The following is a 25,209-nucleotide window of genomic DNA, read 5'->3' as shown; positions in this document are numbered from 1 at the left end:
CTCGTGAAGGGACGGTGTGCTCGTGAAGGCGACCGCGCTGGTTACCGGAGGCACCGGTGGTCTGGGCACCGCCGTGACCAAGGCTTTGCTCGCACAGGGCTGGCGGGTGGTGGTTCCGTGGATCGAGGAGTCCGAGTTGGACCAGCTCGACGCGGCGGAGAACCTGGAGTTGGTGCGCGCCGACCTGTTCGATCCCGACGACGCGGCTCGCTGCGCCGAACTCGCCGCGAGCAAGGACTCCGCGCCGTTTCGGGCCGTGGCCAACCTGGTCGGTGGCTTCGCGGTCGGGCAGAAGGTGCACCAGACCCCTGTGGAGGAGTTCGAGCGGCTGCTGCGGCTGAACCTGCGGCCTACCTACCTGGTGAGTCAGGCCGCTGTGCCGCGTCTGATCGAGGCGGGTGGCGGTTCGATCGTCTGCGTGTCGAGCCAGGCGGCGTTGCGCCCGTTCCCAGGTGCCTCGGGTTATGTGACCTCCAAGGCGGCTGTGCTGGCGCTGGTCGACGCGCTTGACGCCGAGTACGCGAGTGAGGGTGTGCGGGTCAACGCAGTACTACCCACCATGATCGACACACCGGGGAACCGGGCAGCGCAGCCTGACGCCGACCCAAGCGACTGGACTCCACCGGAGAAGATCGCTGAGGTGATCGCCTTCCTGTGCGGCGACGCTTCCGGGGTGGTCAGCGGCGCGCATATCCCCGTGTGACACCCGCGAGTCCCCCGCCCAGGACCGCGAGTCCCCCGCCCAGGACCGCGAGTTCTGCGTTCGCGGTTGCCCGGCCGCGTCCGGAGTGCAGAACTCGCGGGCGAGAGTGGGGGACTCGCGGGCGAGAGTGGGGGACTCGCGGGTTTCACGCCCCGTCGTCTTCCAGATCGCCCTCCACGCGTAGGTAGGCCTCACGCATCCGGTCCAGCAGCTCCGGGTCCGGTTGCTCCCACAGCCCACGGTCGGCCGCCTCGTTCAACCGCTCGATGATGCCCCGAAGCGCCCACGGGTTGGCCCGCGCGAGGAAGTCCTGGTTCTGCTTGTCCAGCACGTAGGACTCGGCCAGCCGCTCGTACATCCAGTCGCCCACCACCCCGGCGGTGGCGTCGAAGCCGAACAGGTAGTCCACGGTGGCCGCGAGCTCGAACGCGCCCTTGTAGCCGTGCCGCCGCATCGCGGCCAGCCAGCGCGGGTTGACCACCCTCGCACGGAACACTCGTGCGGTCTCTTCGGCCAGCGTGCGGGTGCGCACCGCGTCCGGGGCCGTGCTGTCGCCGACGTAGGAGACGGGCGCGGAACCCGTCAGTGCCCGCACGGTCGCGATCATGCCGCCGTGGTACTGGAAGTAGTCGTCGGAGTCGGCGATGTCGTGTTCCCTGGTGTCGGTGTTCTTCGCCGCGACCTGAATCCGCCGGTAGGAGCGCTCCATGTCGTCGCGGGCAGGCGCGCCGTCCAGACCCCTGCCGTAGGCGTAGCCACCCCACACGGCGTAGACCTCGGCGAGGTCGGAGTCGTCACGCCAGTTGCCAGAGTCGATCAAGGGCAGCAGGCCCGCGCCGTAGGCACCGGGCTTCGACCCGAAGATCCTCGCGGTGGCGTGCCGCCGGTCGCCGTGGGCGGCGACATCGGCGTTCACGTGTGCGGCTACGAAGTTGTCCCGCTCCGGCTCGTCCAGACCGGCCACCAGCCGCACCGCGTCGTCAAGCAGGTCGATCACGTGCGGGAAGGCGTCGCGGAAGAAACCGCTGATGCGAACGGTCACGTCCACCCTCGGCCTGCCGAGTTCGGCTAGCGGGATCGGCTCGATCCCGACGACACGGCGCGAAGCCTCGTCCCACACCGGCTGCACCCCGAGCAGCGCGAGCACTTCGGCGGCGTCGTCGCCGGAGGTGCGCATCGCGGAGGTGCCCCACACCGAAAGGCCCACCGAGCGCGGCCACTCACCCGTCTCGGCGCGGTAGCGGCGCAGCAGCGAGTCGGCCAGCGCCTGACCGGTCTCCCACGCGAGCCTGCTCGGCACCGCCTTCGGGTCGACGGTGTAGAAGTTGCGCCCTGTGGGCAACACGTTCACCAGGCCGCGCAGCGGTGAGCCGCTTGGCCCGGCAGGCACGTAACCGCCGTCGAGCGCGTGCAACACCGCTTCCAACTCCGCACCCGTTCCCGCGAGCCGGGGCACGATCTCGGTGGCCGCGAACCGCAGGACCTCGGCCACCGAGCCTGCCCTGTTCTCGCACACGGTTTCCACGGCCTCGCTCGCCCAGCCGCGCTCCTCCATGGCCTCGACCAGCTCGCGTGCCCGCCGCTCAATCTCGTCCACTTCGGACATCGGCGAGTCCTCGGTGAGGCCGAGCGCGGTACGCAACCCCGGTATCGCGCCCCTGGTGCCGCCCCACACCTGCTGCGCGCGCAGCATCGCCAGCACGAGGTTGACTCGCGCCTCACCGAAGGGCGCTTCGCCCAGAATGTGAAGCCCGTCGCGGATCTGGGCGTCCTTGACCTCGCACAGCCAGCCGTCGAGGTGCAGCAGGAAGTCGTCGAACTCCGCGTCGTGTGGCCGCTGCGACACGCCGAGGTCGTGGTCGAGCTTCGCCGCCTGGATGAGCGTCCAGATCTGCTGGCGGATCGCGGGCAGCTTCGCCGGGTCCATCGCGGCGATGTTGGCGTGCTCGTCCAGCAACTGCTCCAGCTTGGCGAGATCGCCGTAGCTTTCCGCACGGGCCATCGGCGGCACCAGGTGATCCACGATGGTGGCGTGCGCCCTGCGTTTGGCCTGCGCGCCCTCACCTGGGTCGTTGACGAGGAAGGGGTAGATCAGCGGCAGGTTTCCCAGCACGGCGTCGGGGGCGCAGTCAGCGGAAAGCCCGGCGTTCTTGCCGGGCAGCCACTCCAGCGACCCGTGCTTGCCGAGGTGCACCACGGCGTGCGCGCCGAACTCCTCCTCAAGCCACCGGTAGGCCGCCAGGTAGTGGTGGCTCGGTGGCAGGTCGGGGTTGTGGTAGATGGCGACCGGGTTCTCCCCGAAGCCGCGCGGCGGCTGGATCATCAGCACCACGTTGCCCGCCCGCAGCGAGGCGAGCACGATGTCGTCGCCGTCCACGTACAGCTCACCGGGCGGCTCACCCCAGTGCTCGACCATGTCCGCCCGCAGCTGTTCGGGCAGCGCCGCGAACCATTCGCGGTAGCGGGCGAGCGGCACCCGGATCGGGTTGCCGGAAAGCTGCTCCTCGGTGAGCCACTCGGGGTCCTGCCCGCCCGCGGCGATGAGCGCGTGGATGAGCGCGTCACCGTCCGGAATGTCGGTCCCGGTGGGTTCCACACCGGGGAAGGCGTCCGGCCCGAGGTCGTAGCCACGCTCGCGCATCAGCCGCAGCAACCGCACCGCCGAGGCTGGGGTATCGAGCCCGACCGCGTTGCCGACCCGAGAGTGTTTCGTCGGGTAGGCCGACAGCAGCAGCGCGACGCGACGGTCTCGCGCGGGCGTGTGCCGCAACCGCGCGTGCGCGAGCGCGATCCCCGCCACCCGCGCGGCGCGTTCCCGGTCGGGCACGTACCGGGGCAGGCCGTCGGCGTCAACTTCCTTGAAGGAGAACGGCACCGTGATGATCCGGCCGTCGAACTCGGGCACCGCCATCTGGTTGCCCGCGTCCATCGGGGAAAGCCCCTCGTCGTTGGTCTGCCAGGCCTCCCGGTCGCTGGTAAGGCACAGTGCCTGCAACATCGGCACGTCAAGTGCGGCGAGTTCGGCCACGCTCCATGACTCGTCGTCGCCGCCCGCGCTCGCCTCGGCGGGTCGGGTGCCGCCCGCCGCGAGGACGGTCACCACCAGCACGTCGGCCTCGCGTAGCCGGTCCAGCAGTTCGGGTTCGGTGCGGCGTAGCGAGGCGCAGTAGATCGGCAGCGCCCGCCCGCCCTCGGCTTCGACCTCGTCGGCCAGGGTTTCCACGAAGGCGGTGTTGCCCGCGAGGTGATGAGCCCGGTAGTACAGGATCGCCACCACTGGGCCGTCCCGCTCGGGGCGTGGTAGCACACCCCAGGAGGGTTGCTCGGCCGGCGGTTCGAACCCGTCGCCGGTCAGCAGCAGGGTGTCGGAGAGGAACTGGTGCAGTTGCGCGAGGTTCTCGGGACCACCGTGTGCCAGGTAGGCGTGCGCCTCGGTGGCGATACCCGCGGGCACGGTGGAAAGCGCCATCAGTTCGGCGTCCGGCGACTGCTCGCCGCCGAGCACCACGACGTGCGCGCCGCTTTCGCGCACCTGTGCAAGCCCTTCCGGCCAGGTGCGTTCGGTGCCGAGGATGCGCACGACGACGATCGGTGCGCCCCGCAGCAGACCTGGCAATTCCGACAGGTCGAGCCGAGCGGGGTTGGCCATGCGGTAGTCGGCGCCGCTCGCGCGGGCGCTTAGCAGGTCGGTGTCCGAGGTGGACAGCAGCAAGATCACGGAAGCCCTCCTTGACCGTTCACTGTCGAGTCCGTGACCCCGTGCCGTCAAGGTGATCTCCACGTCCTCGGCGTGCGCGTGGTGAGGCTCGCACGCCGAGGACGCGGCGCGGCTCCTACAGTGGGCCCGTGCCCAGCCGTACCCGCCCCGACGCCTGCCCAGGGGTGCTCGCCACCCATGAGGCGGCCGACGGCCCGCTCGCCAGGGTCCGGCTACCCGGTGGGCTGTTGCGGGCCGAGCAGGCTCGGGTGCTCGCCGACTGCGCGGACGAACTCGGCGACGGTGCCGTCCATCTCACGTCCAGGGGCAACCTGCAGTTGCGGGCCGTGCGCGACATCGAGGAGTTGGCCGAGCGGCTCAGCCACGCGGGACTGCTGCCCTCAGCGGGGCACGACCGGGTGCGCAACGTGTTGGCCTCCCCGCTCAGCGGCCTGCACGGCGGGTTGACCGACGTCCGCCCACTGGTCGTCGCTCTGGACGAAGCCGTGCGAACCAGCGACGAGCTGGCCGGGTTGCCAGGCCGGTTCCTGCTGGCGGCCGACGACGGCAGGGGAGACGTCGCGGGCGAGGGCGCCGACGCGTGCTGGCGGGCGACGAGCCCGCTGGAGGGTGCGCTGCTGCTCGACGGCACCGACACCGGGCTGCGCGTGCCCGCGTGCCGCGCGGCCTCGGCGCTGGTCGAGCTGGCACTGGCGTTCCAGCGCGTACGCGGGCGCGCATGGCGAGTCGGCGAACTCGACAGCGACGGCAGGGCCGGCGTGCTCGACTCGGCGCGGCCACTCGCGCGCCGCGTCGAGCCCACACGGCTGCCGTCGAGCGGCCCGCCGCGGGTCGGCGCGCACGGCCGTGCCGTGGTGGCCGCCGTGCCCTTCGGGCAGCTTCGCGCCACGGTGCTGCGGTCCCTTGGCGAGCTTGTGGTCACCCCCTGGCGCACGCTGGTGGTCACCGGCGTGGACGGTCAGCGGTTGGCGGACCTTGGGCTCGTGGTGGACCAGCAAGATCCCTCGCTGGGGGTGAGCGCGTGCATCGGCTCGCCCGGCTGCGCCAAGTCGCGCTCCGACGTGCGAGCCGATGCCACGGCCGTGCTGGGCCTCGGCGTGAGGGCACACTTCTCCGGCTGTGAACGCCGCTGCGGCAAACCGCGTGAACCGCACCTCGATGTGCTGGCCGACGCAGGCGGCTACCGCGTCGAAGGGAACCTCGTACCCACCGCCGAACTCGGCGACGCACTGAAAGGACGGCTGTGATCGACTACATCCGCGACGGCGCCGAGATCTACCGGCACTCCTTCGCCACGATCCGCGAGGAGGCGGATCTGGCGATCCTGCCCGACGACATCGCCACGGTGGCGGTGCGAATGATCCACTCCTGCGGCATGGTCGATCTGGTCGACGATCTTGCCTACAGTCTTGAGGTGGTCGAGGCGGGCAGGCGGGCGCTGCGTGACGGTGCGCCGGTGCTGTGCGACGCGGAGATGATCGCCAGCGGCATCACGCGAAGGCGACTTCCGGCTGGCAACGACGTGGTGTGCACCCTTTCCGACGAGCGGGTGCCCGGCCTGGCCGAGCGCATGGGCACCACCAGGTCCGCCGCCGCGCTGGAGCTGTGGCGCGACGTGCTGCCCGGTTCGGTCGTGGCCATCGGCAACGCGCCTACCGCGCTGTTTCGGCTGCTCGAACTGCTCGACGAGGGACTCGGCACGCCTGCGGCGATCATCGGCACCCCGGTGGGCTTCGTCGGAGCGATGGAGTCCAAGCAGGCGCTCATCGACCTCGCTCCCGCGCCCTACCTCGCGGTCCGCGGCCGCAGGGGCGGCAGCGCCATGGCCGTCGCGGCCGTGAACGCCATCGCGACCGAGGAGGAGCTGTGAGCACGGGCAGGCTGTACGGCGTCGGGCTCGGACCTGGTGACCCGGAACTGCTGACGATCCGCGCTGCCCGCCTCATCGGCGAGGCCGACGTCATCGCCTACCACTGCGCCAGGCACGGCCGCAGCATCGCCCGCTCGGTGGCGCAGCCCTACCTGCGGGACGGTCAGCTCGAAGAGCGGCTGATGTACCCGGTGACCACCGAGACCACCGATCATCCCGGCGGGTACGAGGGCGCCATCGAGGAGTTCTACGAACTGTCCGCCAAGCGGCTCGCGGAACACCTCGACGCGGGGCGCGACGTCGTGGTGCTGTGCGAGGGGGACCCGTTCTTCTACGGCTCCTACATGTACATGCACCAGCGGCTCGCCGACCGCTACGAGGCGCACGTGGTGCCTGGGGTGACCTCGGTGAGCGCCGCGGCGGCGGTGCTTGGCAAACCGTTGGTGCAGCGCGACGAGGTGCTGACGCTGCTGCCAGGTACCCTGTCGGCGCCGGAGTTGGCGCGGCGGCTGGCAGACACCGACGCCGCCGCCGTGCTCAAGCTCGGCCGCACGTTCGGCTCGGTGCGGCAGGCGCTGGAGGAGTCCGGCAGGCTCGACGACGCCAGTTACGTGGAGCGAGCCACCTGGAGCACCCAGCGAGTGGAGCCGTTCGCCGAGGTGGACCCCGCGACCGTGCCCTACTTCTCCGTCGCGGTGGTACCCGCCTCCTCGCGTGGCAGGCCGGGCGCGAAGCGAGGACCACGCGCCCGCGAAGCACGCGGCGAGGTGACCGTGGTCGGGCTCGGGCCATCGGGCCCGGAATGGACCACTCCGGAGGCCGAGCAGGCGCTGGCTCGAGCCGACCACCTGGTGGGGTACGGCCCCTACCTGGCGAGAGTTCCGCAACGGGCGGGGCAGCGGCGGCATGCCTCGGGAAACCGGGTGGAGGCCGACCGTGCGGCGCAGGCATTGGACCTCGCGCTCGACGGCGCGAGTGTGGCGGTGGTGTCCTCAGGGGACCCCGGGGTGTTCGCGATGGCCTCGGCGGTGCTGGAGCAGGCCGAGTCGCCGCGCTGGGCGGGCGTTTCGGTCCGGGTGCTGCCGGGGGTGACGGCGGCGCAGGCGGCGGCGGCCAGTGTGGGCGCGCCGCTGGGCCACGACTACTGCGTCCTGTCGCTTTCGGACCGGTTGAAGCCGTGGCAGGTCATCGAGCGCAGGTTGACAGCCGCGGCTGAGGCGGACCTCGTCGTGGCGATCTACAACCCGGCCTCGCGCAGCCGCACCACGCAACTGGCCTCGGCACGCGAGGTGCTGTTGGCACACCGTGATCCGCAAACCCCTGTCGTGGTGGCACGCGACGTGGGAGGCCCGGAGGAGGCCGTGCGGGTTGACACGCTCGCGGCACTCGATCCGGCCACCGTGGACATGCGGTGCCTGCTCATCGTCGGGTCCTCCCGCACGCGAGTACGTGAGCAGCCCGACGGCACGAGCGTGGTGTGGACACCACGGCACTACGAACTGGGCTGACCGCTTACGAACTGGGCTGAACCACCTCAGCGAGTGGGTGCCGAACCGTCGGGTTGTTGCGGGCCAGGACCCGGCGACCACCAGCCGGACCGTACCTCCTCGCCACGGATGACGTGGGGCGGGTTGCCGTCGGTGTAGGGGTCCACCTCCTCCAGCGTGCCCCACGGCTGCCCGGGCGCGCCCTTGAGGAAGCTGGGCACCTCCGGCTGGTCCGCCAACTCCTCCAGATAGCCGAGCGGCCCACCCGTTGTGCTGCTCGCCCAGTCGGCCTCGCTGGCAAGCGACCCGGCCGTCAGGTGGTAGGCGGGCACCTCCGCGATGCCGTCGGTGATCTTCATCGGCCTCAGGCACGGGTAGACGAACGAGGCGGGCCAGTCCATGTACACCGGCGCGTCGCCGACCTTGTCGGTGAGCGTGGTGAACGTCGGCACGCGCGGTGCCGTGACGGCGACCCAGCCGTCCTCGGTGAGGTCGTCGTCGACGGCCACGATGCGGGCGGCGGTGGCGCCTTCGGGAGCGTCGGCGAGGCCGAGCCGGACGTCGGCCCACTCGTCGGAGCCCGCTCCCGGCGCCAGTACCTCCGAGTCGCCGACCACCCGGAAGCCCTCCGGTGTCGGCTCGCCGTACTGCACCGCCACGCTGGTGGCCTTCGCGCTCGGTGAGTTGACGGCCACCACGATCTGGCCCTGCCTTGGACTGTCGGCGAGGTCGTACCACTCGGTGCGCAACCTGCCGGTGGGGTTTACCGTCTCGCTGTAGCTGCTCCACATCGCCACGTTGCTAGGCGTGAACCCGTGCGGCGGTTCCGCGAGCGGATCACCGGAAAGCAGCGGTTGGTCGTGGAATCCAGCCTGGATTGCCTGGTTGCCGTCGGCAGGCTGCGGCAATGGCCCCGGCCGGGCCTGCGGATCGACGGTGTGTTGCCGTGCGGCGGGTACCGGCGCCAGCATGCTGGAAACCGGATCGCGTTCCACCATCACGTAGTCGCCGAGCCCGCAACTGGAGCCGGTGAGGTGCTTGATGTTGGCCGCGCCGAGGCTGTACGTGCCCGATTGCTCCTGGGTCGCCTTCACCATGCTGCCGAACTCGGCGAGCGCCACCAGCCCGCACACCACCACGATCGCGAGCGAACCACGCCACAGCGCCAGTCCCCTGCGCTCGGGAAGCGGGGGAGGAGCGCCCGGCCGCTGCGCGCGGATGTTCTCGATGAAGGCGATCACCGCGGCCACTCCCGCCGCCGCGAGCAGCAGCGTCGAAAGCTGAATGCCCGCCACCTGCGGCGGCATGTTGTACCACGGCACGCCCATCTTCGACACGAACCAGTAGGCGTTGGGACCGGTCACGGCGAGTGCCGCGACAACGAGCAGACCCGAAACGAACGCGGCGCGGTTGCGTTTCGAACGCAGCACCGATCCGCTGGTGGCCAGTGCGGTCAACGCCGCCATGGCGGCGCCGACGGCGGCGAAGGCGCCGAAGTGGTGGGTCCACTTGGTGGGTGTGAGAGCCAGCAGCAGGAAGAACAGCACCACCGTGGCGATCAGGCGCCTGCTCGGCCCAAGCGCGGCACCCGGGATGCGGCCGCGGCGTAGCAGCACCACAAGGCAGGCTCCGGTACAAAGCAGTAGCAGCAGCACGGGAAAGCGTCGGGTGGCCGAGCCGTCGGCGGTCGGGCTGAACAGCAACTGGTAGCGCATCAGCTCCTGGAACCACGAAAGGCTCGGGCCCACCTGGTTGCGCAGCCGCGAGGCCTCGTACACCGTCGCGGCCGTCTGGTCGGCGAACACCGCGAACAACACGAGAACGCCGGAGGCCAGGATCGGCGCGAGCACGGCCGCCCAGCCCTGCCTCGCCCGCTGCCGCAGCAGGTGGAACAGCGGCCTGCCCGCGACGAGGAACGGAGCGACCGCTATCAGCCCGGTGGGTGTCGCGGCCAGCGTGAACGCCGCCGCGAGCAGACCGAGGCACAGTGGCAGCAGCCTGCGGGTCACCAGGGCGCGTTCCACGGCGCACAGCGCCAGCAGCGAACCGACAGCGGCGACCGGTTCGGGCCGCACGCCGTTGTTGAAGGGCAGCCACCACACCAGGAACACGGTGGCGGCCGCCCAGCCCGCCGCCCGGCTGGTGCGGACCTCCTTGCCCAGTCTCGGCATGACCTCTCTGGTGATCAGCAGCCAACTGAGCACACCGAGCAGGAAGGACGGCAGCCTTATCCACGGTGGCGCGACGCTGACCTGCGCCATCGCCTCGTAGACGTGGTAGAACCAGCCGAACGGTGCCTCGGCGACTCCGAACCACCGGTGGTAGTTGGTGAGGTATCCGGCGTCCTCCACAACGCGCGACATCGTGAGGATGTAGCCGTCGTCGGAGGTCACCGGGCCGATGAACACCCAGGCGCCGAGTGCGCCGAACACCGTCAGGTCGCGGCCGGTGAGCCGCCACCAGCCGACGGGCGCCCAGCGTGGCGCGCGGCGGGCGAAGCCGGTGTCGAGGCGGTTGACCGCGATCAGGCAGCCGATCATCGCCAGCACACCCACGGCTCCTACCAGGAGTTTCAATGCCGTCGGGGAGGACTGGTAGCGGGTGTCGGGCGTGATGGACACGTCGAGGCCGTCGATGGGGTCCGCCCCTGCCTCGATCGCGGAGTAGATCCCGATGACACGGGGTCGCACGTCACCCGACTCGTTGTGGACGACGGTGCCCGCGACCGTCAGGGTGGTGCGGACGGCGTCGGAGAAGAACCGGACATCGCAACCGGAAGCGGGCAGTGGTTGTTGCACGATCTGCTCACCGCGGTTGGAGGCGATGAGCATTCCCTGGTCGACGTGCAGTTGCAGGCCCGCGCCGCCGTCGAGGCGAGCGGGTGGCACGGTGGAGAAGATCAGTGCTCTTCCCGCGGTTCGCTCGTCGAGCGAGCGCACCGTCTCGCACGGCACGTCCACGGTCAGTTGCTGCGCCCAGTAGCCCGCGAGTGGTGCGTTGACCGCAGTGGTGTCCTCGCCAACCGGCCAGGTGATGCGCGCGGTGTCCTGCACGACCGGAAGGAACGGGAACGCGACGGCACAGGCCGCCGCGAGGAGTCCGAAGGCGACAGCGAGCCGCCGCCACGGTGGGGTCCGTCTCCCTGCCCCACCTCCGCGCGTGACAGGGCGTTCCGTTACCCCATCCGGCGGCTTCGCGTTAAGTGATGTGGCGGATCGCATCGGGCGTCACGCTAGCGGGCAGCGCGTCAAGGCCGTGCGTGGGGATGGTCCCTCACCCGTTCGAGCACCCAGGCCTCTGCTGCGTCCACACTGGTCACCGACTCGGTCGCGGCGCGAGGGGGTCTGCGCACCACCACGACCGGTACGCGCAGTTGTCTCGCAGCGGTGAGCTTCGCGCTCGTCAGCGAACCACCACTGTCCTTGGTGACCAGCACCTCGATCCGGTGCTCGCGCAGCAGCGCCAGCTCGTCGGCCACCCGGTAGGGCCCTCTGCTCAGCAGCACCTCGAGCCGGGGCGGCAGCGGCGGCTCAGGCGGATCGACACAGCGGGCGAGAAACCACACGCCGCTGGCGTGGGCGAAAGCGGAAAGCCCCTGGCGGCCGCTGGTCAGGAAGGCGCGGGAGCCGAGGGACGGCACCACGGCGGCGGCCTCGCGCAGCGTGTCGACCCAGTGCCAGTCGTCGCCGGGCGTGGGCACCCAACCGGGTCGTTCCAGCCGCAGCAGCGGCACGCCCGCCAGCGCCGTACCTCGCACCGCGGACTCACCGATGCGCTCCGCGAACGGGTGTGTGGCGTCCACCACAGCGGTGATGTCGTACTCGGTGAGCCAGCCTGCGAGCCCGTTCGGCCCGCCGAACCCGCCGACGCGAACCTCGCCTTCCGGCAGTCTCGGCGAGGCCACCCTGCCCGCCAGTGAGGACACCACGCGCACTCCGGAGGCCACCAAGGCGGCGGCCAGCGCGCGAGCTTCGGAGGTGCCGCCGAGGATCAGGACGAGCCGGGCGATACTTGCCACGGTGAGAGTGTGACCCAACTACGTTACGGCTGGACGACCGGTGCCTGCGCCACCGCCGCGACCACCGCCGCCTACACCGCGCTGCTGACCGGTGAGTTCCCCGACCCGGTCGAGGTGCTGCTGCCCAAGGGCAGGCGCCCGGCGTTCGCGCTGGCCACGCAACGGCTGGCGGACGGCTCGGCGAGCGCGGGCGTGGTCAAGGACGCGGGGGACGACCCGGATGTGACCCACGGCGCTCTGATCGTTTCCACGGTTTCGCCGGGACCGCGGGGTAGCGGCGTGGTGTTCCGTGCGGGCGAGGGTGTCGGCACGGTCACGCTGCCGGGGCTTCCGTTGCCGGTGGGTGAGCCCGCGATCAACCCGGTGCCGCGCGAGCTGATGACCGAGGCGGTCGAGCGGGTCGCCCAGCGGCACGGTCAGCCGGCCGACGTCGTGGTGGAGATCTCCATCCCGCACGGCGAAAGCATGGCGCGGCACACGTGGAACCCAAGGCTGGGAATCGTCGGTGGGCTTTCGGTGCTAGGCACGACCGGTGTCGTGGTGCCCTACTCGTGCTCGGCGTGGATCGACAGCATTCGGCGGGGTGTGGACGTGGCAAGGGCACTGGGTCACCGGCATGTCGCGGGCGCGGTCGGCAACACCTCGGAGCGGGCGGTGGCGCGGCTGTACGGGCTGCCGGACACCGCGTTGCTGGACATGGGTGACTTCGCGGGAGCGGTGCTGAAGTACCTGCGCGCCAACCCGGTGCCGAGGCTTTCGCTGGCTGGCGGGTTCGCGAAGCTGTCCAAACTCGCCGCGGGCTATCTGGACCTGCATTCCAAGCGGTCACAGGTGGATCTGGGGCTGCTGGCCCGGTTGGCGCGCGACGCGGGGCACGCCGACGTGGCCGGACAGATCGAGCGCGCCAACACCGCGCTGCACGCGCTGGAGCTGGCGCGTGAGCACGGCCTGCCGCTGGGTGACCTGGTGGCGAGCCGGGCACGGCGAACGGCGCTGGAGGTGCTGGCGGGTGCCGCCGTTGAGGTGGACGTGGTTGTGGTCGACCGCGCCGGTGTCATCGTCGGGCGTAGCGGGCCGTAGCGCTCATGCCCGCTCGCGGGTGGCGGAGTACAGGAAGCTGTCCGGGAAGTCCGCCGCGGCCAGCACCCGCCCAACGAAGATCACGGCGGCGCGGGTGATGCCCGCTTCGCGTACCTGATCGGCGATGCCGGCCAGCGTGCCGCGCACCACGACTTCGCCGGGCTGGCTGGCCAGCGCGACCGCCGCCGCAGGGCAGTCGGGCCCGTAGCGCGGCAGCAGTTCGGCCACCACCTGCTCGATCCGGTTGACGGCGAGGTGCAGCGCCATCGTCGTGCCGCTCGCGCCCAGCGTGGCGAGGTCCTCGCCGGGCGGCATGGCCGTGGAGCGTGCCCGCGCCCTGGTGATGACGAGGCTCTGCCCGACCTCGGGGACGGTCAGTTCCTTGCCGAGCACGGCGGCGGCCGCGGCGAACGCGGGCACGCCTGGCGTCACGTCGTAGGGCACGCCTGCCGTGTCCAGCCTGCGTGCCTGTTCGGCCACGGCGCTGTAGATGGAGGGATCACCCGAGCACAGCCGGACAACGTCGTGCCCCTCACGGTGGCCGCGCAGCAGCTCCTCGACGATCTCATCGAGTGTCAGCCGCGCGGTGTCCACCAACCTGGCACCGGCGGGGCAGTGCGCCAGCAGGTCGGCGGGGGTGAGACTGCCCGGGTACAGGCAGACCCCGCAGCGAGCCAGCAGCCGCTGCCCGCGCACGGTGATCAGGTCGGCCGAACCCGGTCCCGCGCCGACGAAGTACACGGTCACTGCTGGACCTCCTTGGCTTGCTCGGTTTCCTTCACGACGCTCCACTGGGTCACCGTGCGCGCGGGTGTCCAGCCGGTGAAGCCGCCGAGCGGTGCGGCGTGCTCGACGGCCAGCCTGGTCAGCTCGCCGCCCAACTCGGCGTGGGCCCGCGCGAGTTCGTGTTCGGCCTGCACCGTCACGCCGTTGGCGACCAGCCTTCCGCCTTCGCCAAGCGCGTCCCAGCATGCGGGCAGCACGCCTGGTGCGGTGATGCCGCCGCCGATGAACACCGCGTCAGGCGCCCGCAGGCCGGCGAGCGCCTGCGGGGCCGAACCGGTGACCACGTCCACCCGCGCGCCGAGCCGCTCGGCGTTGCGGGCGATGCGCGCCGCACGCTGTGGCCTCGGTTCCACCGCGATCGCGGTGTTCGCCGGGTGCGCCCGGGCCCACTCCACGGCAACGCTGCCCGAGCCCGCGCCGACGTCCCACAACAACTCGCCAGGCAACGGCGCCAGCCGCGCCAGCACGCTCGCCCGCACGTCCCGCTTGGTGAGCTGGCCGTCGTGCTCGAAGGCGGAATCGGGCAACCCGGGCAGTACCGGCAACCCCCTCGGGCCCGCGAACTCGATCCCGAGCACGTTCAACGCCGCGCACGTCGGATGTGGCCAGTCCAGCGCGCGGCCCTCCAGCCGCCGCTCGCCGGGCCCGCCGAGTTCCTCAAGCACAGTGAGCCTGCTCGCGCCGAAGCCGTGGTGGGTGAGCAGTGCCGCCACCGTGGCGGGGGTTGAGCCGTCGGCGCTGAGCACGAGCGCCCTGCGACCGTCGCCCGCGACACGCATCACGGCCTGCGGCGACCGCCCGACTGCGCTGATCACCTCCACCTCCTCGGCTGGCCAGCACAGCCGCGCCCGCGCCAGCGTCACCGACGACACACCGGGCACGATGCGCAGCCGATGCGAGCCGAGCCTGCGCATCAGCGTGGTGCCGATACCGGAAAGCAGCGGGTCTCCGCTGGCGAGCACGCAGATCCGGCGGCCCGCGTGTTCGGCGAGAACGTCGTCGAGCGAAGGCAGCAGCGGGCTCGGCCACGCCACCTTCCGGTAGCCGCCGTCCGGCACGAGATCGAGCTGCCTTCGCCCGCCGAGCAGTACCTCACAGGACTCGACCTCGGACCTGCCTTCCCGAGGCAGGCCGGGCCAGCCGTCGGCCCCGATACCCACCACCGCGATCGTCACGACCCCGAACCGTAGCCGCGCCCGCTCGCGGGCACCCGCACGGGAGCCGTGTGATTTTCCTCCGCCCCGCTTCGCCGGGGGGTGTGCGATGATCGGGCCGCGGTCGTCGTGGAACCCGGTGCGAATCCGGGACGGTCCCGCCACTGTGACTGGCCGATCGGTCAGGAGTCAGAGCTTCGGTGGCCGCCTTGGTGTGCTGACGAGACGTGGGCGAGGACACCCACCCGTGGCTAAGGAGTCTTTTCGTGACGTCGTTCCCCTTCACCGCCGTCGTCGGGATGGAACAGTTGCGGCTGGCGTTGCTGCTTTCGGCGATCTCACCGGCGATCGGTGGGGTGCTGGTGCGCGGCGAGAAGGGCACGGCGAAGTCCACAATGGTCCGCGCGCTCGCTGAGCTGCTGCCGAGGGTGGAGGTGGTCGACGGCTGCCGGTTCTCCTGTGATCCGGCAAGACCTGATCCGGCCTGCCCGGACGGCCCGCACCCTCGCGACGTTTCCCGGCGTAGCAGGCCAGCCCGGCTGGTGGAGTTGCCCGTCGGCGCGGCGGAGGAACGGGTGGTCGGCTCGCTTGACCTGGAACGCGCGCTACGCGACGGTGTGGCCGACTTCCAGCCCGGACTGCTGGCGGGTGCGCACCGTGGCCTGTTGTACGTCGACGAGGTCAACCTGCTGCAGGACCACCTTGTCGACACCCTGCTGGACGCGGCCGCGATGGGGCGCGCCACCGTCGAGCGGGAGGGTGTCTCGGTTTCGCACGCCGCGCGGTTCGTGCTGATCGGCACCATGAACCCGGAGGAGGGGGAGTTGCGGCCGCAACTGCTCGACCGTTTCGGGCTCACCGTGGAGGTGACCTCCAGCCGCGAACCCGAACAGCGGGCCGAGGTGGTGCGCCGACGGATCGCCTACGAAACCGACCCTGACGGCTTCGCGGCCCGCTTCCACGACTCCGATGCCGCGCTGGCGGACGACATCAGCGCCGCGGTTGCGCTGCTGCCGCGCGTGTCGCTCGGCGAGGAGTCGTTGCTGCGCATCGCAAGGGTGTGCGCCGAGTTCGAGGTGGACGGCATGCGCGCCGACATCGTCACCGCCCGCACCGCGTGCGCGCACGCGGCCTGGTGTGGCCGGGACTCGGTGACCGTCGAGGACATCAGGGTCGCCGCGGAGTTGGCGTTGCCGCATCGGCGCAGGCGCAACCCGTTCGACGCGCCGGGCATCGATCCCGGCGAGCTGGAACGGGCACTTTCGGAGCCACCAGAGCAGGGCCCGCCCGACGACGACCCCGGCTCGGGAACCCGGCAACCGCGTGACGAGGGCGAGCAGAACACCAGCGGCGAGACGCCGCCCGGTGAGCACGGTTCGCCCCCCGAACGCGGGGACGGCGGCGAGCAGCCGGGCGGCGGTGGGCAGCGGCGCGTGGCCTCCGGCGGTCCCTACCGCGCGAGGTTGTTCACGGTGCGCGGCACCGGAGCGGGCGCCAGCGGTCGCCGCTCCGCCGCCGTCACCGACACCGGGCGGGTCGTCGGCGCGCAACGGCCGGGCGTGCGAACCGGCGCGCCTCGGCTGGCCGCCACCATCCTCGCCGCGGCACTGCGACAGCGCGAACGCGAACGCACGGGCAAGGCACTGCTGGTGCGGCCACGCGATCTGCGCTACGCGCGCAGGCAAGGCAAGGAGGGCAACCTCGTGCTGTTCTGTGTGGACGCGTCCGGGTCGATGGGCGCGCGGCAGCGGATGCGCGAGGTGAAGGCCGCGGTGCTCTCACTGCTGCTCGACGCCTACCAGCGGCGCGACAAGGTGGGGCTGGTGACCTTCCGCGCGCGGGGAGCGGAGTTGTCGCTGCCGCCGACCGGCAGTGTGGAAGCTGCTGCCGCGCGGCTGGAGGCGCTGCCGACCGGCGGCCGCACCCCACTGGCGGAAGGTCTGCTGCGGGCGGCCGAGACGCTTCGAGTGGAGGCGCTGCGTGATCCGAGGCGGCGGCCACTGCTGGTCGTGGTCACCGACGGGCGCGCCACCGGCGGTGCCGACGCGGTGTCGCGCTCCCACGCCGCCGCTGACCTGCTCGCGCGCACTGGAGTCGCGAGCGTCGTCATGGACTGCGAGAGCGGGCGGATGCGGCTGGGCCTCGCCGCCGAACTCGCCAATCGCCTCGGCGCCGAGCACGTTCCGCTCGGTGAGGTTGCCGCGGACTCGCTCGTCCGTGAGGTCAGTAGCAGGGCGGGACGTATCGGCAGGGCCGCCTGATGCCGAAGGGTAAACCGACCGACGTGCCCGACGACGGGCTCACCACCCGGCAGCGCCGCAACCGCCCCGTCCTCGCCGTCCACACCGGAGACATGAAGGGCAAGTCCACCGCCGCGTTCGGCATGGCGTTGCGCGCGTGGAACCAGGGTTGGTCCATCGGGGTGTTCCAGTTCGTCAAGTCCGCCAAATGGCGGGTCGGCGAGGAGGCCGCGTTCCGCGCGCTGGACGCCAGCGGTGCGGGCGGCTCGGTGGAGTGGCACAAGATGGGCGAGGGCTGGAGTTGGGCTCGCAAGCGAGGAACCGAGGACGACCACGCCAAGGACGCCCGCGAAGGTTGGGCCGAGATCAGACGCAGGCTGGCAGAGCAGCGGCACGACTTCTACGTACTCGACGAGTTCACCTACCCGCTGCGGTGGGGCTGGATCGACACCGACGAGGTCGTCGAGGCGCTGTCCACCAGGCCCGGCCGCCAGCACGTCGTGATCACCGGCAGGCAGGCCCCGCCCGCACTGGTGGCGGCGGCGGACCTGGTGGTTGACATGACCAAGGTCAAGCATCCGATGGATTCGGGTCAAAAAGGACAGCGAGGCATCGAGTGGTAGCCAGGATCGTCGTCGCCGCGCCCGGTTCCGGGCACGGCAAGACGACCGTGGCCACCGGGCTGATGGCTGCGCTGCGCTCGCGTGGACTCGCGGTGTCGGGGCACAAGGTGGGGCCCGACTTCATCGACCCCAGCTACCACGCACTGGCCACCGGACTGCCGCCGCGCAACCTCGACCCGTTCCTGCAGGGTGAGGACCGGGTGGTTCCGCTGCTGTTGCACGGCGCCAGCCGCGCGGAGCTGGCCGTGCTCGAAGGCGTGATGGGGCTGTTCGACGGTGCGCTCGGCACGGCGGGCTACGCCTCCACCGCGCACGTGGCGAAGCTGGTGTCCGCGCCGGTGGTGCTGGTTGTGGACGCGGCCGCCGCGAGCCGCAGCGTCGCGGCGCTGGTGCTGGGATTCGCGCGCTACGACCCGGACCTGCACCTCGCCGGTGTGATCCTGAACAAACTGGGCTCGCAGCGCCACGAGGACGAGATCCGGGACGCGCTCGCGCCCACCGGCATCCCCGTGCTCGGCGCGTTGCGGCGTAACCCGGAGATCCACGCGCCGAGCAGGCACCTCGGGCTCGTTCCCGCGGCGGAACGAGCGCGGGAGTCACGCGGTCTGCTGCCCCGGCTCGCCGAGTGGGTCGCCGACGGCGTCGACCTCGACGCCGTGGTAAGGGTGGCGCGCGCCGCGCCACCACTGCACGGCCAACCGTGGAACCCCGCCGACCACGTCAGCCCCGCCACCCGCAGGGCGGTGGTCGCCGCGGCGTCCGGCAGCGCGTTCACGTTCCGCTACACCGAGACCACCGAACTGCTCGACGCGGCTGGGGTGGACGTGGTCGACCTCGACCCCACTTCCGAGACCCGGCTGCCCCCGCACTGTGCGGGGCTGTATTTAGGCGGTGGCTTCCCCGAGGTGCACGCGGCCGAGTTGGCGGCCAACGAAGAGCTGCGCGGCCAGCTGTCCGAAGCGATCGGGCGAGGAATGCCGGTGGTGGCCGAATGCGCGGGACTGCTTTACCTGTGCCGGGAACTGGACGGGATGCCGATGGTGGGAGCGCTCGACGCGGTGGCGCACATGACCGAAGGCGGGGCGCTGGGCTACCGGCGCGCGACGGCCGCGTCGACGTCCCTGCTCGCCGAGTCCGGTCAGCCCGTCACCGGCCACGAGTTCCACCGCACCGTGGTCCGGCCCAGGCACGGTGCCTCGGCGGCGTGGCGGTGGGACGGCGAGCTGGAGGGTTTCGCCTCGCCGAGGCTGCACGCCTCCTACCTGCACGTGCACTGGGCTGGCCACCCCGAGTTGGCGAACCGGTTCGCGGCGGCCGTCCATGCATGAACAGCTGCGGTGGCACGGGGACAGCGAGGTGGGGGAGGGCCTTGTCGATCTCGCCGTCAACGTGCGGCTGCCCGAACCTCCCGAGTGGCTGCGCCGCGAGCTTCGGGACTGTCTCGACGGATTGGCCGCCTACCCCGACGTGCGCCGCGCGCGGCGGGCCATCGCGGCGCGGCACGGCCGCGAACCGGACGACGTGCTGCCCACGGCGGGTGCCGCCGAGGCGTTCACGTTGCTGGCTTCGGCACTGCGGCCGCGAACGGCGGTGGTGGTGCACCCGCAGTTCACCGAGCCGGAGGTGGCGCTTCGTGCCGCCGGGCACCCGGTTCGGCGCGTGTTGCTGCCTGCCCGTGACGGATTCGAGCTGTCGGCGGGCGCGGTGCCCTCCGACGCCGACCTGGTGTTCGTCGGCAACCCGACCAACCCGACATCGGTGCTGCATCCCGCGCGGGTGTTGCGGCAGCTTGCCACCCCCGGCCGGATTCTCGTCGTGGACGAGGCATTCCTCGATGCCGTGCCCGGCGAACCGGAAAGCCTTGCCGACACCCGGCTGCCCGGTGTGGTCGTGCTGAGAAGCCTCACCAAGACCTGGGGGATCGCGGGACTTCGTGCGGGCTACGTGTTGGGCGAGCCGGAGCTGATCGAGCGGCTGCGCGCCGTGCAGCCACCGTGGTCGGTTTCCACACCTGCGGCCGTGGCGATGGTGGCATGCACCCGCACCGAGGCGCTGGAGCAGGCGGCAGCCAACGCCCGTGCTGCGCGTGCCGACCTCACCGACCTCCTGGCGGGACTGCGCGCGATGGGGGTGCAGGTCGCGGGCACACCGAGGGCGCCGTTCGTGCTGATCCGGGTCCCAGACGGGCTCGGTGTCCGTTCCCGGCTTCGCGCCGCAGGCTACGCGGTGCGAAGGTGCGACACCTTCCCCGGCCTCGGGGCGGACTGGCTTCGGATCGCGGTGCGAGCCGACATGGCAGACTTTCTCACCGCCCTGCGGGCCGCGCTACCCGCGCACCGAGGCGCGCGCACCTGAATAGCCCTAGACACTCACGACGACCAGCGCCGCCGCCGTTGCCGACTCCACGCACGCGCCGAGCACGTCACCGGTCACACCGCCGAAGCGGCTCGCCGCCCGCGCCAGCAGGGCACCTGCGACCACGAAGGCGGCGAGTACCGCCAGCGGACCCTGCCACCACGGCAGGCCCGGTGCGAACACCGCCAGGCCTGCCAGCGACACCGCGACCAAAACGGCCAGCGGTAGCGCGACACTGCCAGCCACGGTCGCTCCCAGCCCTTCCTCTCGCGCCGAAGGCACCCCGCGCGCGCAGCCGAGCACCAGCACCCCCCGGCCGGTCACCACAGCAAGCACCGCCGCGACCGCGCCGTGTCCCGCCGACACCGCGCCCGCCAGCGCGCCGCACTGCACGAGCAACACCAGCAGCAGCGTCACCATCGCGGCCGGGCCGCTGTCACCGCTGCGCATGATCCGCAACGCTCGCTCCCGGTCGTAGGACGCCGCGAGCCCGTCGGCGGTGTCGGCGAGCCCGTCCAGATGCAGTCCCCTGCTGGCGAGCGCCACGGCCGCCACGGCCAGCGTGGCGCTGACCAGCGCGGGCAGCCGCAGCAGTTCGCCGCCGAGCACCACGAGGACAGCCGCTGCCGCGAGCGGTAGCGCCGCTACCGGCGCGAGCAGCATCGCGTTGCCCGCCACCCGCCGGTCAAGCACGCGGGGTGCGGGCACCGGCAGCGCCGTCAGCGTGCCCAGCGCCAGCCTCGCCGAATCCCGCACGACTCAGGCCAGGTCGGCCAGCAGGCCCATGTCCGCCAGTACGGCGCGCGCGGACCGCAGCACGGGCACGGCCTGCACGGCGCCGCTGCCCTCACCCAACCGAAGCCCCAGGTCAAGGATCGGGTGCAGGCCGAGCGCCTTGAGGGCGTAGTGCTGGGAAGGCTCGGTGGAACGGTGCCCCGCCAACCACCACCGCTGCGCTCCGGGGGCGATGTCGCGCGCCACGAGTGCGGCCGCACCGGAGAACACGCCGTCGAGCAACACCGGGACGCCTCGCGCCGCGCCGCCGACGAGGAAACCCGCCGTCGCCGCCGCGCAGGCGCTGCCGAGCGCGGTGAGCAGCTCGAACGGATCGTTCGTCCGGTCGGCGGCCCTGGTGAGCGCTGCTTCCACCACGGCGACCTTGCGGGCCCTGCCCTCCTCGTCCACGCCGGTGCCGCCGCCGACCACGTCGGTCGCGGGCAACCCGAGCGTGGCGGCGACCAGGGCTGCCGCCACCGTCGTGTTGCCGATTCCCATGTCGCCGGGGATGAGCAGGTCCGCGCCTGCGTCCACCTCCTCGTCCGCGACGGCCATCCCGGCGCGAAACGCCTGCTCGGCCTGTCCGGGAGCCAGCGCGTCGGTGACGTCGATCGAACCGGAACCGCGCCGTACCTTGTACGCGCGAACCCGCGCGGGCACGTCGGAGAGGTCCGCGTCCACGGCGATGTCCAGCACCCGCACCTGGGCACCCACCTGTTCGGCCAGCACGTTGACCCCGCTGGCGCCTGAAAGGAACACCCGCACCATCGCGGCCGTGATCTCCCTCGGGTAGGCCGACACCCCGGCGCAGGCCGACACCCCGTGGTCGCCCGCGAACACCACGACGCGCACGTCGTCAAGCGGCCGTGGCGGGACGCTGCCGTGCGCCGCCGACAACCACTCGGCCAACTCCTCGAGCGTCCCCAGCGCGCCGAGCGGTTTCACCAGGCCAGCCAGCCGCTCCCTGGCGGCCAGCCGAGCGGGTTCGTCGGGCTCCGGGATGTCGAACCTCATCGATCGTTCCTTCCCTCCGGGTTGTCACAGCGGGGTTGTCACAGCCTGAGCACGCGGCCCGCCACCACCAGCCGCACCGAGTGCGATTCGGCCGCAACCGCCGTGTTCAACGCACCAAGCACGTCGCGGAAGATCCGGCCGGACACGGTGGCGGGCACCACCCCGGAGCCCACCTCGTTGCTCACGGCCACGATCGGCACGGTGGTGGTGCGCCAGGCGTCGACGAAGTCCCGCAACCGTTCGTCGACCCGCTGCTGCCAGCCCTGCTCCTGCTGCCAGGCACCCACCTCGTCGAGCACCCGGCTCAACCAGGTGCCGAGGCAGTCCACCAGCATCGGCGTGGTGGTGGAGCGCAGCGTTCCCGCCAGATCGGCGGTCTCAACGGTGCGCCAGTGCGGTGGCCTGCGCGCACGGTGAGCGGCCACCCGAGCCGCCCATTCCGGGTCGTCGTCGGTCGGCGGCAGGCCGCCCGCGATGTAAACGACATGGTTGTAGCCGACCATCAACTGCTCGGCGTAGCGTGACTTGCCCGATCGGACACCACCGAGGATGAGGACGCGGCCGTTGCCGTGGCCGCCGCGACCGAAGCGGCGCAGCATCGCGGCACCGGCCTCCAGCCGAGCGGCCACGGCGTCCGCGAGCCTGCGCCCGGAATCGTTCGTCATGGTCGGCATTCTTGCCCACCGGCTAGGGTTCGCGCTGTGATCCTTCCTCGTCGCGCCACCGCTGCCGGAATCGTCGCAGGCCACGCCGCTGACGCGATTTTCGGCGACCCGCGTCGCGGGCACCCGGTGGCCTGCTTCGGGGCGCTCGCCGCGGCGCTGGAGGAGCGGGTGTGGGCCGACTCTCGCGGCAGGGGCGTTGGCTACGCGGCAGCGTGCGTCGGCGCGGCCGTGGGCGCGGGAACGGCACTGCAAGCGGTCACGGCGCGTCACCCGCTCGCCCGGTTCGTCACCACGGCAGCCGTTACCTGGGTGGTATTGGGTGCGCGGGGACTCGCGCGGGAAGGCGAGGTAATGGCGCAGCTGTTGGAGTCGGGGCGGATCGACGCCGCGCGAGCACGCCTTTCCCACCTCTGTGGCCGTGACGCGACGGATCTCGGCAGCAGCGAACTCGCCCGTGCGGCGACGGAGTCGATCGCGGAGAACACCTCCGACGCGGTCGTCGCCCCGCTGCTGTGGGGTGGGCTGGCGGGGATACCGGGCCTGCTCGGCTACCGCGCGCTCAACACCCTCGACGCGATGGTGGGACATCGGTCTCCTCGCTACGAGCGGTTCGGCTGGGCCGCCGCGCGGGCCGACGACATCGCCAACCTCGTGCCCGCGCGGCTGAGTGCGGCGGCCGCCGTGGTGTCGGCCCGACTGGTCGGCGGTAGCGCGGCCGGGGCGTTGCGGGCGTGGCGCCGCGATGCCCGCAAGCACCCCAGCCCCAACGCGGGGCAGGTCGAGGCGGCGTTCGCAGGCGCGCTGCGGGTCCGGCTCGGGGGCAGCAACCGGTACGGGGACCGGGTGGAGCATCGAGGCGCGCTCGGCGACGGCCCAGCACCCGGCCCGCAGGAGCTGCGCAGGGCCGTGCGGCTGTCGCGGCTGGTGGGGCTGGCGGCGCTGGCGCTGGCCGCGTCGGCGCGCTATCGCTGACCCGCCGGCGTTCGCACTCGCAGCACCCGTTCGGCGAGCGTGCCGAACACGAGGCCGAGCGCGCTCCACAACAGCAGTTGCGTGCCCAGTGACGCCACCCGGAAGTCCCACAGCGTCGCGCCGGGGAAACCACCTGGGATCTCGTCGACCACCGGCAGCAGTGCCGAGGCCGTCGCGATCACCGTGAGGTATCCGGCCGTCGCCAGCAACAGCGACGAGGTCGCGCCGAGTCGCCGCGCGAGTGCACGACCCGCGACCACGGCGACGATCCCGGTCGCCACGGACAGCGCGACGAACCCGAAGTACAGGCTGGTGCGCTCGCCGATCGTGCCCGCCTGCCCGACCGAGGGCGGGTTCGCCGGATACTTCAGGAACGGAACCAGTACCGCTACCACGAACGTGCCCGCGGCCAGCAGCGCGGCCGACACCCGTGGCGCCATGGTGGTCACGCGGCCGTGCAGCAGCGCGAACGCTATGGCGAACAGTCCGCCGGCGGCGACGCCGTAGCCGGCGGTGCCGACGAGCAGTCCCAGCGTGCTCTGCACGGTGCGGCTCACCGCCGCGTTCTCGGCGTGCGTGTGCGCGGCACTGGCGCTGCCGTGGTGTTGTGCTGATTCCTCAAGTGCGATCGCGGCCTCGACGGACGGTTCGGCGAAGACATAGGCGAAAACCGCCGCGAGCGCACCGGCGACCAGGCCCGCGAGCATGCCGCGGACCAGCAGGGTCCTCATCAGCGTTTCCCGGTCAGTGGCAGGGGAAAGCCAGCAGGTGCCGACCGTCGTGCAGGAACTCGTGCACGAGGCCGTCGCTGGACAGCAGCTCTACCGCGCCCGCCTCGGTACTCACGAAGTACAGGACGGCCAGCGCGAGGACGCCGACGAAGATCGCCCACGGCAGGATCTCCCGCAGCGGGATCGAGATGTGGATGGGACGGGGTGCGGCGACGCTCGCCTGCGACATCGAAACCTCCTTGGGCTTGACGCGGCCCACTCGGAACGGTCGCGACAGCGCCGGGTCTGACTCCCGGGTCGTGGGTACGAACCCGGATACAGTGGCGCGACCGTGCCGGATTCTCACCGGCTTCCAGCCGCTGTCGCGTAACTCGTCGAAGGCTACGGTGGTCTGGACAGCATCGTCAACGTGACCGAGTTCTCGACCATCCGGTGGTTGTGTCGAGTAGCGGCCTCGTCGTCACGGAGCAGGCTTTCCACTGATCAAGGTAGGTTGCCAAGCGGGCGCGACGGTGACCGTTCTTATCGACGTCGGGCCTGGGACCACCGAGGTCGGCGGGCTGCGGCGGCGGGCGGTAGGAACGATCAGACTTGTGAACCTCGTTGGTCGCTCGTGCCGCACTGTGCTCGATCGGCCACCGTCCTGGTTCCGGTCAACTGGGTGACCGTGTGCCCGGTTGCCCAGGCGATCGCCACCAACTCCGGCAGCTTCGCGGCCCGATCACCGGAAATGACTCGCGACAAGGTCGGTTGCTAGATCCCCGTTGGCCTCGGCAAGGGCACGCTGGCTGAGCTGTGCGCGGACGCGGGCCTTCTCGATCAACGTGCCGACGTCGGTCGTCAATCGCACAACCCAGCAAGAGTCTGAATCACCACTGGGCCTGCGTGATTCAGCCAAGCCGGAATTCACGTCCACCGCCAGCCGGCACACTCCAGCCATGGCGTTGCGCACTCTCGAACGAGTGTGCGGGCCAGCGATGGGGGTGTTCAGCGGACCCCCCGAATCCGCTGAACAC

21 protein-coding genes and 2 riboswitches are annotated in these 25,209 nt (G+C 71.5%); of the genes, 10 read left to right on the top strand and 11 right to left on the bottom strand.

Going from position 1 to position 25,209, the window contains the following annotated elements; all coding sequences use genetic code 11:
• The first annotated feature begins 22 nt into the window (after positions 1-22).
• A complete protein-coding gene (locus FHU38_RS20165; RefSeq protein ID WP_167173711.1) occupies positions 23-703 on the top strand; it encodes an SDR family NAD(P)-dependent oxidoreductase in 681 nt (226 codons plus the stop codon).
• A gap of 145 nt (positions 704-848) precedes the next feature.
• Here the strand turns inward: FHU38_RS20165 and cobN are convergent, their stop codons facing one another.
• Complete coding sequence (cobN, locus tag FHU38_RS20160) at positions 849-4,421, bottom strand: cobaltochelatase subunit CobN (RefSeq protein ID WP_167173708.1); 3,573 nt, start codon at positions 4,419-4,421, stop codon at positions 849-851.
• Between the two features lie 128 nt (positions 4,422-4,549).
• Between cobN and FHU38_RS20155 the strand changes: the two genes are divergently transcribed.
• From FHU38_RS20155 to FHU38_RS20145, 3 genes are read left to right on the top strand one after another with little or no spacing between them, the layout of a single operon-like run.
• Positions 4,550-5,668, top strand: coding sequence for a precorrin-3B synthase (locus FHU38_RS20155; RefSeq protein WP_167173706.1), 1,119 nt, complete (start codon positions 4,550-4,552; stop codon positions 5,666-5,668).
• Positions 5,665-6,291 (top strand): precorrin-8X methylmutase, encoded by a 627-nt coding sequence (locus tag FHU38_RS20150; protein ID WP_167173704.1) that lies wholly within the window; start codon positions 5,665-5,667, stop codon positions 6,289-6,291. Before FHU38_RS20155 ends, FHU38_RS20150 begins: the two co-directional genes overlap by 4 nt.
• Positions 6,288-7,799 carry a precorrin-2 C(20)-methyltransferase gene (locus tag FHU38_RS20145; protein ID WP_167173702.1) on the top strand — a complete coding sequence of 504 codons (1,512 nt, stop codon included), beginning with the start codon at positions 6,288-6,290 and terminating at the stop codon, positions 7,797-7,799. The genes FHU38_RS20150 and FHU38_RS20145 overlap by 4 nt, the downstream gene beginning before the upstream one ends.
• Before the next feature lie 26 nt (positions 7,800-7,825).
• On the opposite strand, the gene FHU38_RS20140 is transcribed toward FHU38_RS20145, so the two are convergent.
• Complete coding sequence (locus tag FHU38_RS20140) at positions 7,826-10,999, bottom strand: arabinosyltransferase domain-containing protein (protein ID WP_208415752.1); 3,174 nt, start codon at positions 10,997-10,999, stop codon at positions 7,826-7,828.
• 26 nt (positions 11,000-11,025) lie between these two features.
• On the bottom strand, positions 11,026-11,796 hold the full coding sequence (locus tag FHU38_RS20135) for a cobalt-precorrin-6A reductase (RefSeq protein ID WP_313886838.1): 771 nt from the start codon (positions 11,794-11,796) through the stop codon (positions 11,026-11,028).
• Positions 11,797-11,805: 9 nt separating this feature from the next.
• On the opposite strand from FHU38_RS20135, the gene FHU38_RS20130 reads away from it, so the two are divergent.
• Positions 11,806-12,876, top strand: a complete 1,071-nt coding sequence (locus FHU38_RS20130) for a cobalt-precorrin-5B (C(1))-methyltransferase (protein ID WP_167173697.1) — start codon at positions 11,806-11,808, stop codon at positions 12,874-12,876.
• 3 nt (positions 12,877-12,879) lie between these two features.
• Here FHU38_RS20130 and cobM read toward each other — a convergent pair whose 3' ends face one another.
• Both cobM and cbiE read right to left on the bottom strand, forming a co-directional pair.
• Positions 12,880-13,623: a precorrin-4 C(11)-methyltransferase gene (gene cobM, locus FHU38_RS20125; protein ID WP_167173695.1), complete on the bottom strand. Its 744-nt coding sequence runs from the start codon at positions 13,621-13,623 to the stop codon at positions 12,880-12,882.
• Positions 13,620-14,837 (bottom strand): precorrin-6y C5,15-methyltransferase (decarboxylating) subunit CbiE, encoded by a 1,218-nt coding sequence (cbiE, locus tag FHU38_RS20120; protein WP_167173693.1) that lies wholly within the window; start codon positions 14,835-14,837, stop codon positions 13,620-13,622. Before cbiE ends, cobM begins: the two co-directional genes overlap by 4 nt.
• 83 nt (positions 14,838-14,920) lie before the next feature.
• A riboswitch (adenosylcobalamin (AdoCbl) riboswitch) is annotated at positions 14,921-15,062 on the top strand.
• A 20-nt stretch (positions 15,063-15,082) separates the two neighbouring features.
• Here cbiE and FHU38_RS20115 point away from each other — a divergent pair.
• Genes FHU38_RS20115 through cobC form a run of 4 tightly spaced genes read left to right on the top strand, consistent with a single transcriptional unit; the run spans position 15,083 to position 20,034 of the window.
• Positions 15,083-17,077: a putative cobaltochelatase gene (locus FHU38_RS20115; protein WP_167173691.1), complete on the top strand. Its 1,995-nt coding sequence runs from the start codon at positions 15,083-15,085 to the stop codon at positions 17,075-17,077.
• Complete coding sequence (gene cobO / locus FHU38_RS20110) at positions 17,077-17,679, top strand: cob(I)yrinic acid a,c-diamide adenosyltransferase (protein WP_167173689.1); 603 nt, start codon at positions 17,077-17,079, stop codon at positions 17,677-17,679. Before FHU38_RS20115 ends, cobO begins: the two co-directional genes overlap by 1 nt.
• The gene (locus FHU38_RS20105) at positions 17,673-19,007 is read left to right on the top strand and encodes a cobyrinate a,c-diamide synthase (RefSeq protein ID WP_167173687.1); all 1,335 of its coding nucleotides are present in this window, start codon (positions 17,673-17,675) and stop codon (positions 19,005-19,007) included. Before cobO ends, FHU38_RS20105 begins: the two co-directional genes overlap by 7 nt.
• Complete coding sequence (gene cobC, locus FHU38_RS20100) at positions 19,000-20,034, top strand: Rv2231c family pyridoxal phosphate-dependent protein CobC (RefSeq protein WP_167173685.1); 1,035 nt, start codon at positions 19,000-19,002, stop codon at positions 20,032-20,034. The genes FHU38_RS20105 and cobC overlap by 8 nt, the downstream gene beginning before the upstream one ends.
• Positions 20,035-20,040: 6 nt before the next feature.
• On the opposite strand, the gene FHU38_RS20095 is transcribed toward cobC, so the two are convergent.
• From FHU38_RS20095 to FHU38_RS20085, 3 genes are read right to left on the bottom strand one after another with little or no spacing between them, the layout of a single operon-like run.
• On the bottom strand, positions 20,041-20,790 hold the full coding sequence (locus tag FHU38_RS20095) for an adenosylcobinamide-GDP ribazoletransferase (RefSeq protein ID WP_167173683.1): 750 nt from the start codon (positions 20,788-20,790) through the stop codon (positions 20,041-20,043).
• A gap of 3 nt (positions 20,791-20,793) precedes the next feature.
• Entirely contained in the window at positions 20,794-21,825 is a 1,032-nt protein-coding gene (gene cobT, locus FHU38_RS20090) for a nicotinate-nucleotide--dimethylbenzimidazole phosphoribosyltransferase (protein WP_167173680.1), read from the bottom strand.
• Positions 21,826-21,863: 38 nt separating this feature from the next.
• The gene (locus FHU38_RS20085; RefSeq protein ID WP_167173678.1) at positions 21,864-22,490 is read right to left on the bottom strand and encodes a bifunctional adenosylcobinamide kinase/adenosylcobinamide-phosphate guanylyltransferase; all 627 of its coding nucleotides are present in this window, start codon (positions 22,488-22,490) and stop codon (positions 21,864-21,866) included.
• Between the two features lie 36 nt (positions 22,491-22,526).
• Here FHU38_RS20085 and FHU38_RS20080 point away from each other — a divergent pair, with 36 nt between their 5' ends.
• Positions 22,527-23,462, top strand: coding sequence for a cobalamin biosynthesis protein (locus FHU38_RS20080; protein WP_167173676.1), 936 nt, complete (start codon positions 22,527-22,529; stop codon positions 23,460-23,462).
• Here FHU38_RS20080 and FHU38_RS20075 read toward each other — a convergent pair.
• The 3 genes from FHU38_RS20075 to FHU38_RS27820 form a co-directional block, all read right to left on the bottom strand.
• The gene (locus FHU38_RS20075) at positions 23,453-24,193 is read right to left on the bottom strand and encodes a CbtA family protein (protein WP_208415749.1); all 741 of its coding nucleotides are present in this window, start codon (positions 24,191-24,193) and stop codon (positions 23,453-23,455) included. The genes FHU38_RS20080 and FHU38_RS20075 overlap by 10 nt on opposite strands.
• A 13-nt stretch (positions 24,194-24,206) precedes the next feature.
• A complete protein-coding gene (locus FHU38_RS20070; RefSeq protein ID WP_167173674.1) occupies positions 24,207-24,422 on the bottom strand; it encodes a CbtB domain-containing protein in 216 nt (71 codons plus the stop codon).
• A gap of 36 nt (positions 24,423-24,458) precedes the next feature.
• A riboswitch (cobalamin riboswitch) is annotated at positions 24,459-24,583 on the bottom strand.
• 331 nt (positions 24,584-24,914) lie between these two features.
• Positions 24,915-25,037, bottom strand: coding sequence for a hypothetical protein (locus FHU38_RS27820; protein WP_279590190.1), 123 nt, complete (start codon positions 25,035-25,037; stop codon positions 24,915-24,917).
• Between the last annotated feature and the right edge of the window lie 172 nt (positions 25,038-25,209).

The sequence above is a fragment of the Saccharomonospora amisosensis genome (assembly GCF_011761185.1).
Taxonomy (GTDB): Bacteria; Actinomycetota; Actinomycetes; order Mycobacteriales; family Pseudonocardiaceae; genus Saccharomonospora_A; species Saccharomonospora_A amisosensis.
The sequence above is the reverse complement of the archived record's forward strand: the minus strand, read 5'-3'. Positions and strand labels throughout refer to the sequence as shown.

What these genes read in the sequence shown, in the direction of transcription:
- FHU38_RS20140 (WP_208415752.1), bottom strand. Translation starts at nt 10,999, where the DNA reads ATGCGATCCGCCACATCACTTAACGCGAAGCCGCCGGATGGGGTAACG.
- cobO (WP_167173689.1), top strand. Translation starts at nt 17,077, where the DNA reads ATGCCGAAGGGTAAACCGACCGACGTGCCCGACGACGGGCTCACCACC.
- cobC (WP_167173685.1), top strand. Translation starts at nt 19,000, where the DNA reads ATGCATGAACAGCTGCGGTGGCACGGGGACAGCGAGGTGGGGGAGGGC.
- cobT (WP_167173680.1), bottom strand. Translation starts at nt 21,825, where the DNA reads ATGAGGTTCGACATCCCGGAGCCCGACGAACCCGCTCGGCTGGCCGCC.
- FHU38_RS20085 (WP_167173678.1), bottom strand. Translation starts at nt 22,490, where the DNA reads ATGACGAACGATTCCGGGCGCAGGCTCGCGGACGCCGTGGCCGCTCGG.
- FHU38_RS20075 (WP_208415749.1), bottom strand. Translation starts at nt 24,193, where the DNA reads ATGAGGACCCTGCTGGTCCGCGGCATGCTCGCGGGCCTGGTCGCCGGT.
- FHU38_RS20070 (WP_167173674.1), bottom strand. Translation starts at nt 24,422, where the DNA reads ATGTCGCAGGCGAGCGTCGCCGCACCCCGTCCCATCCACATCTCGATC.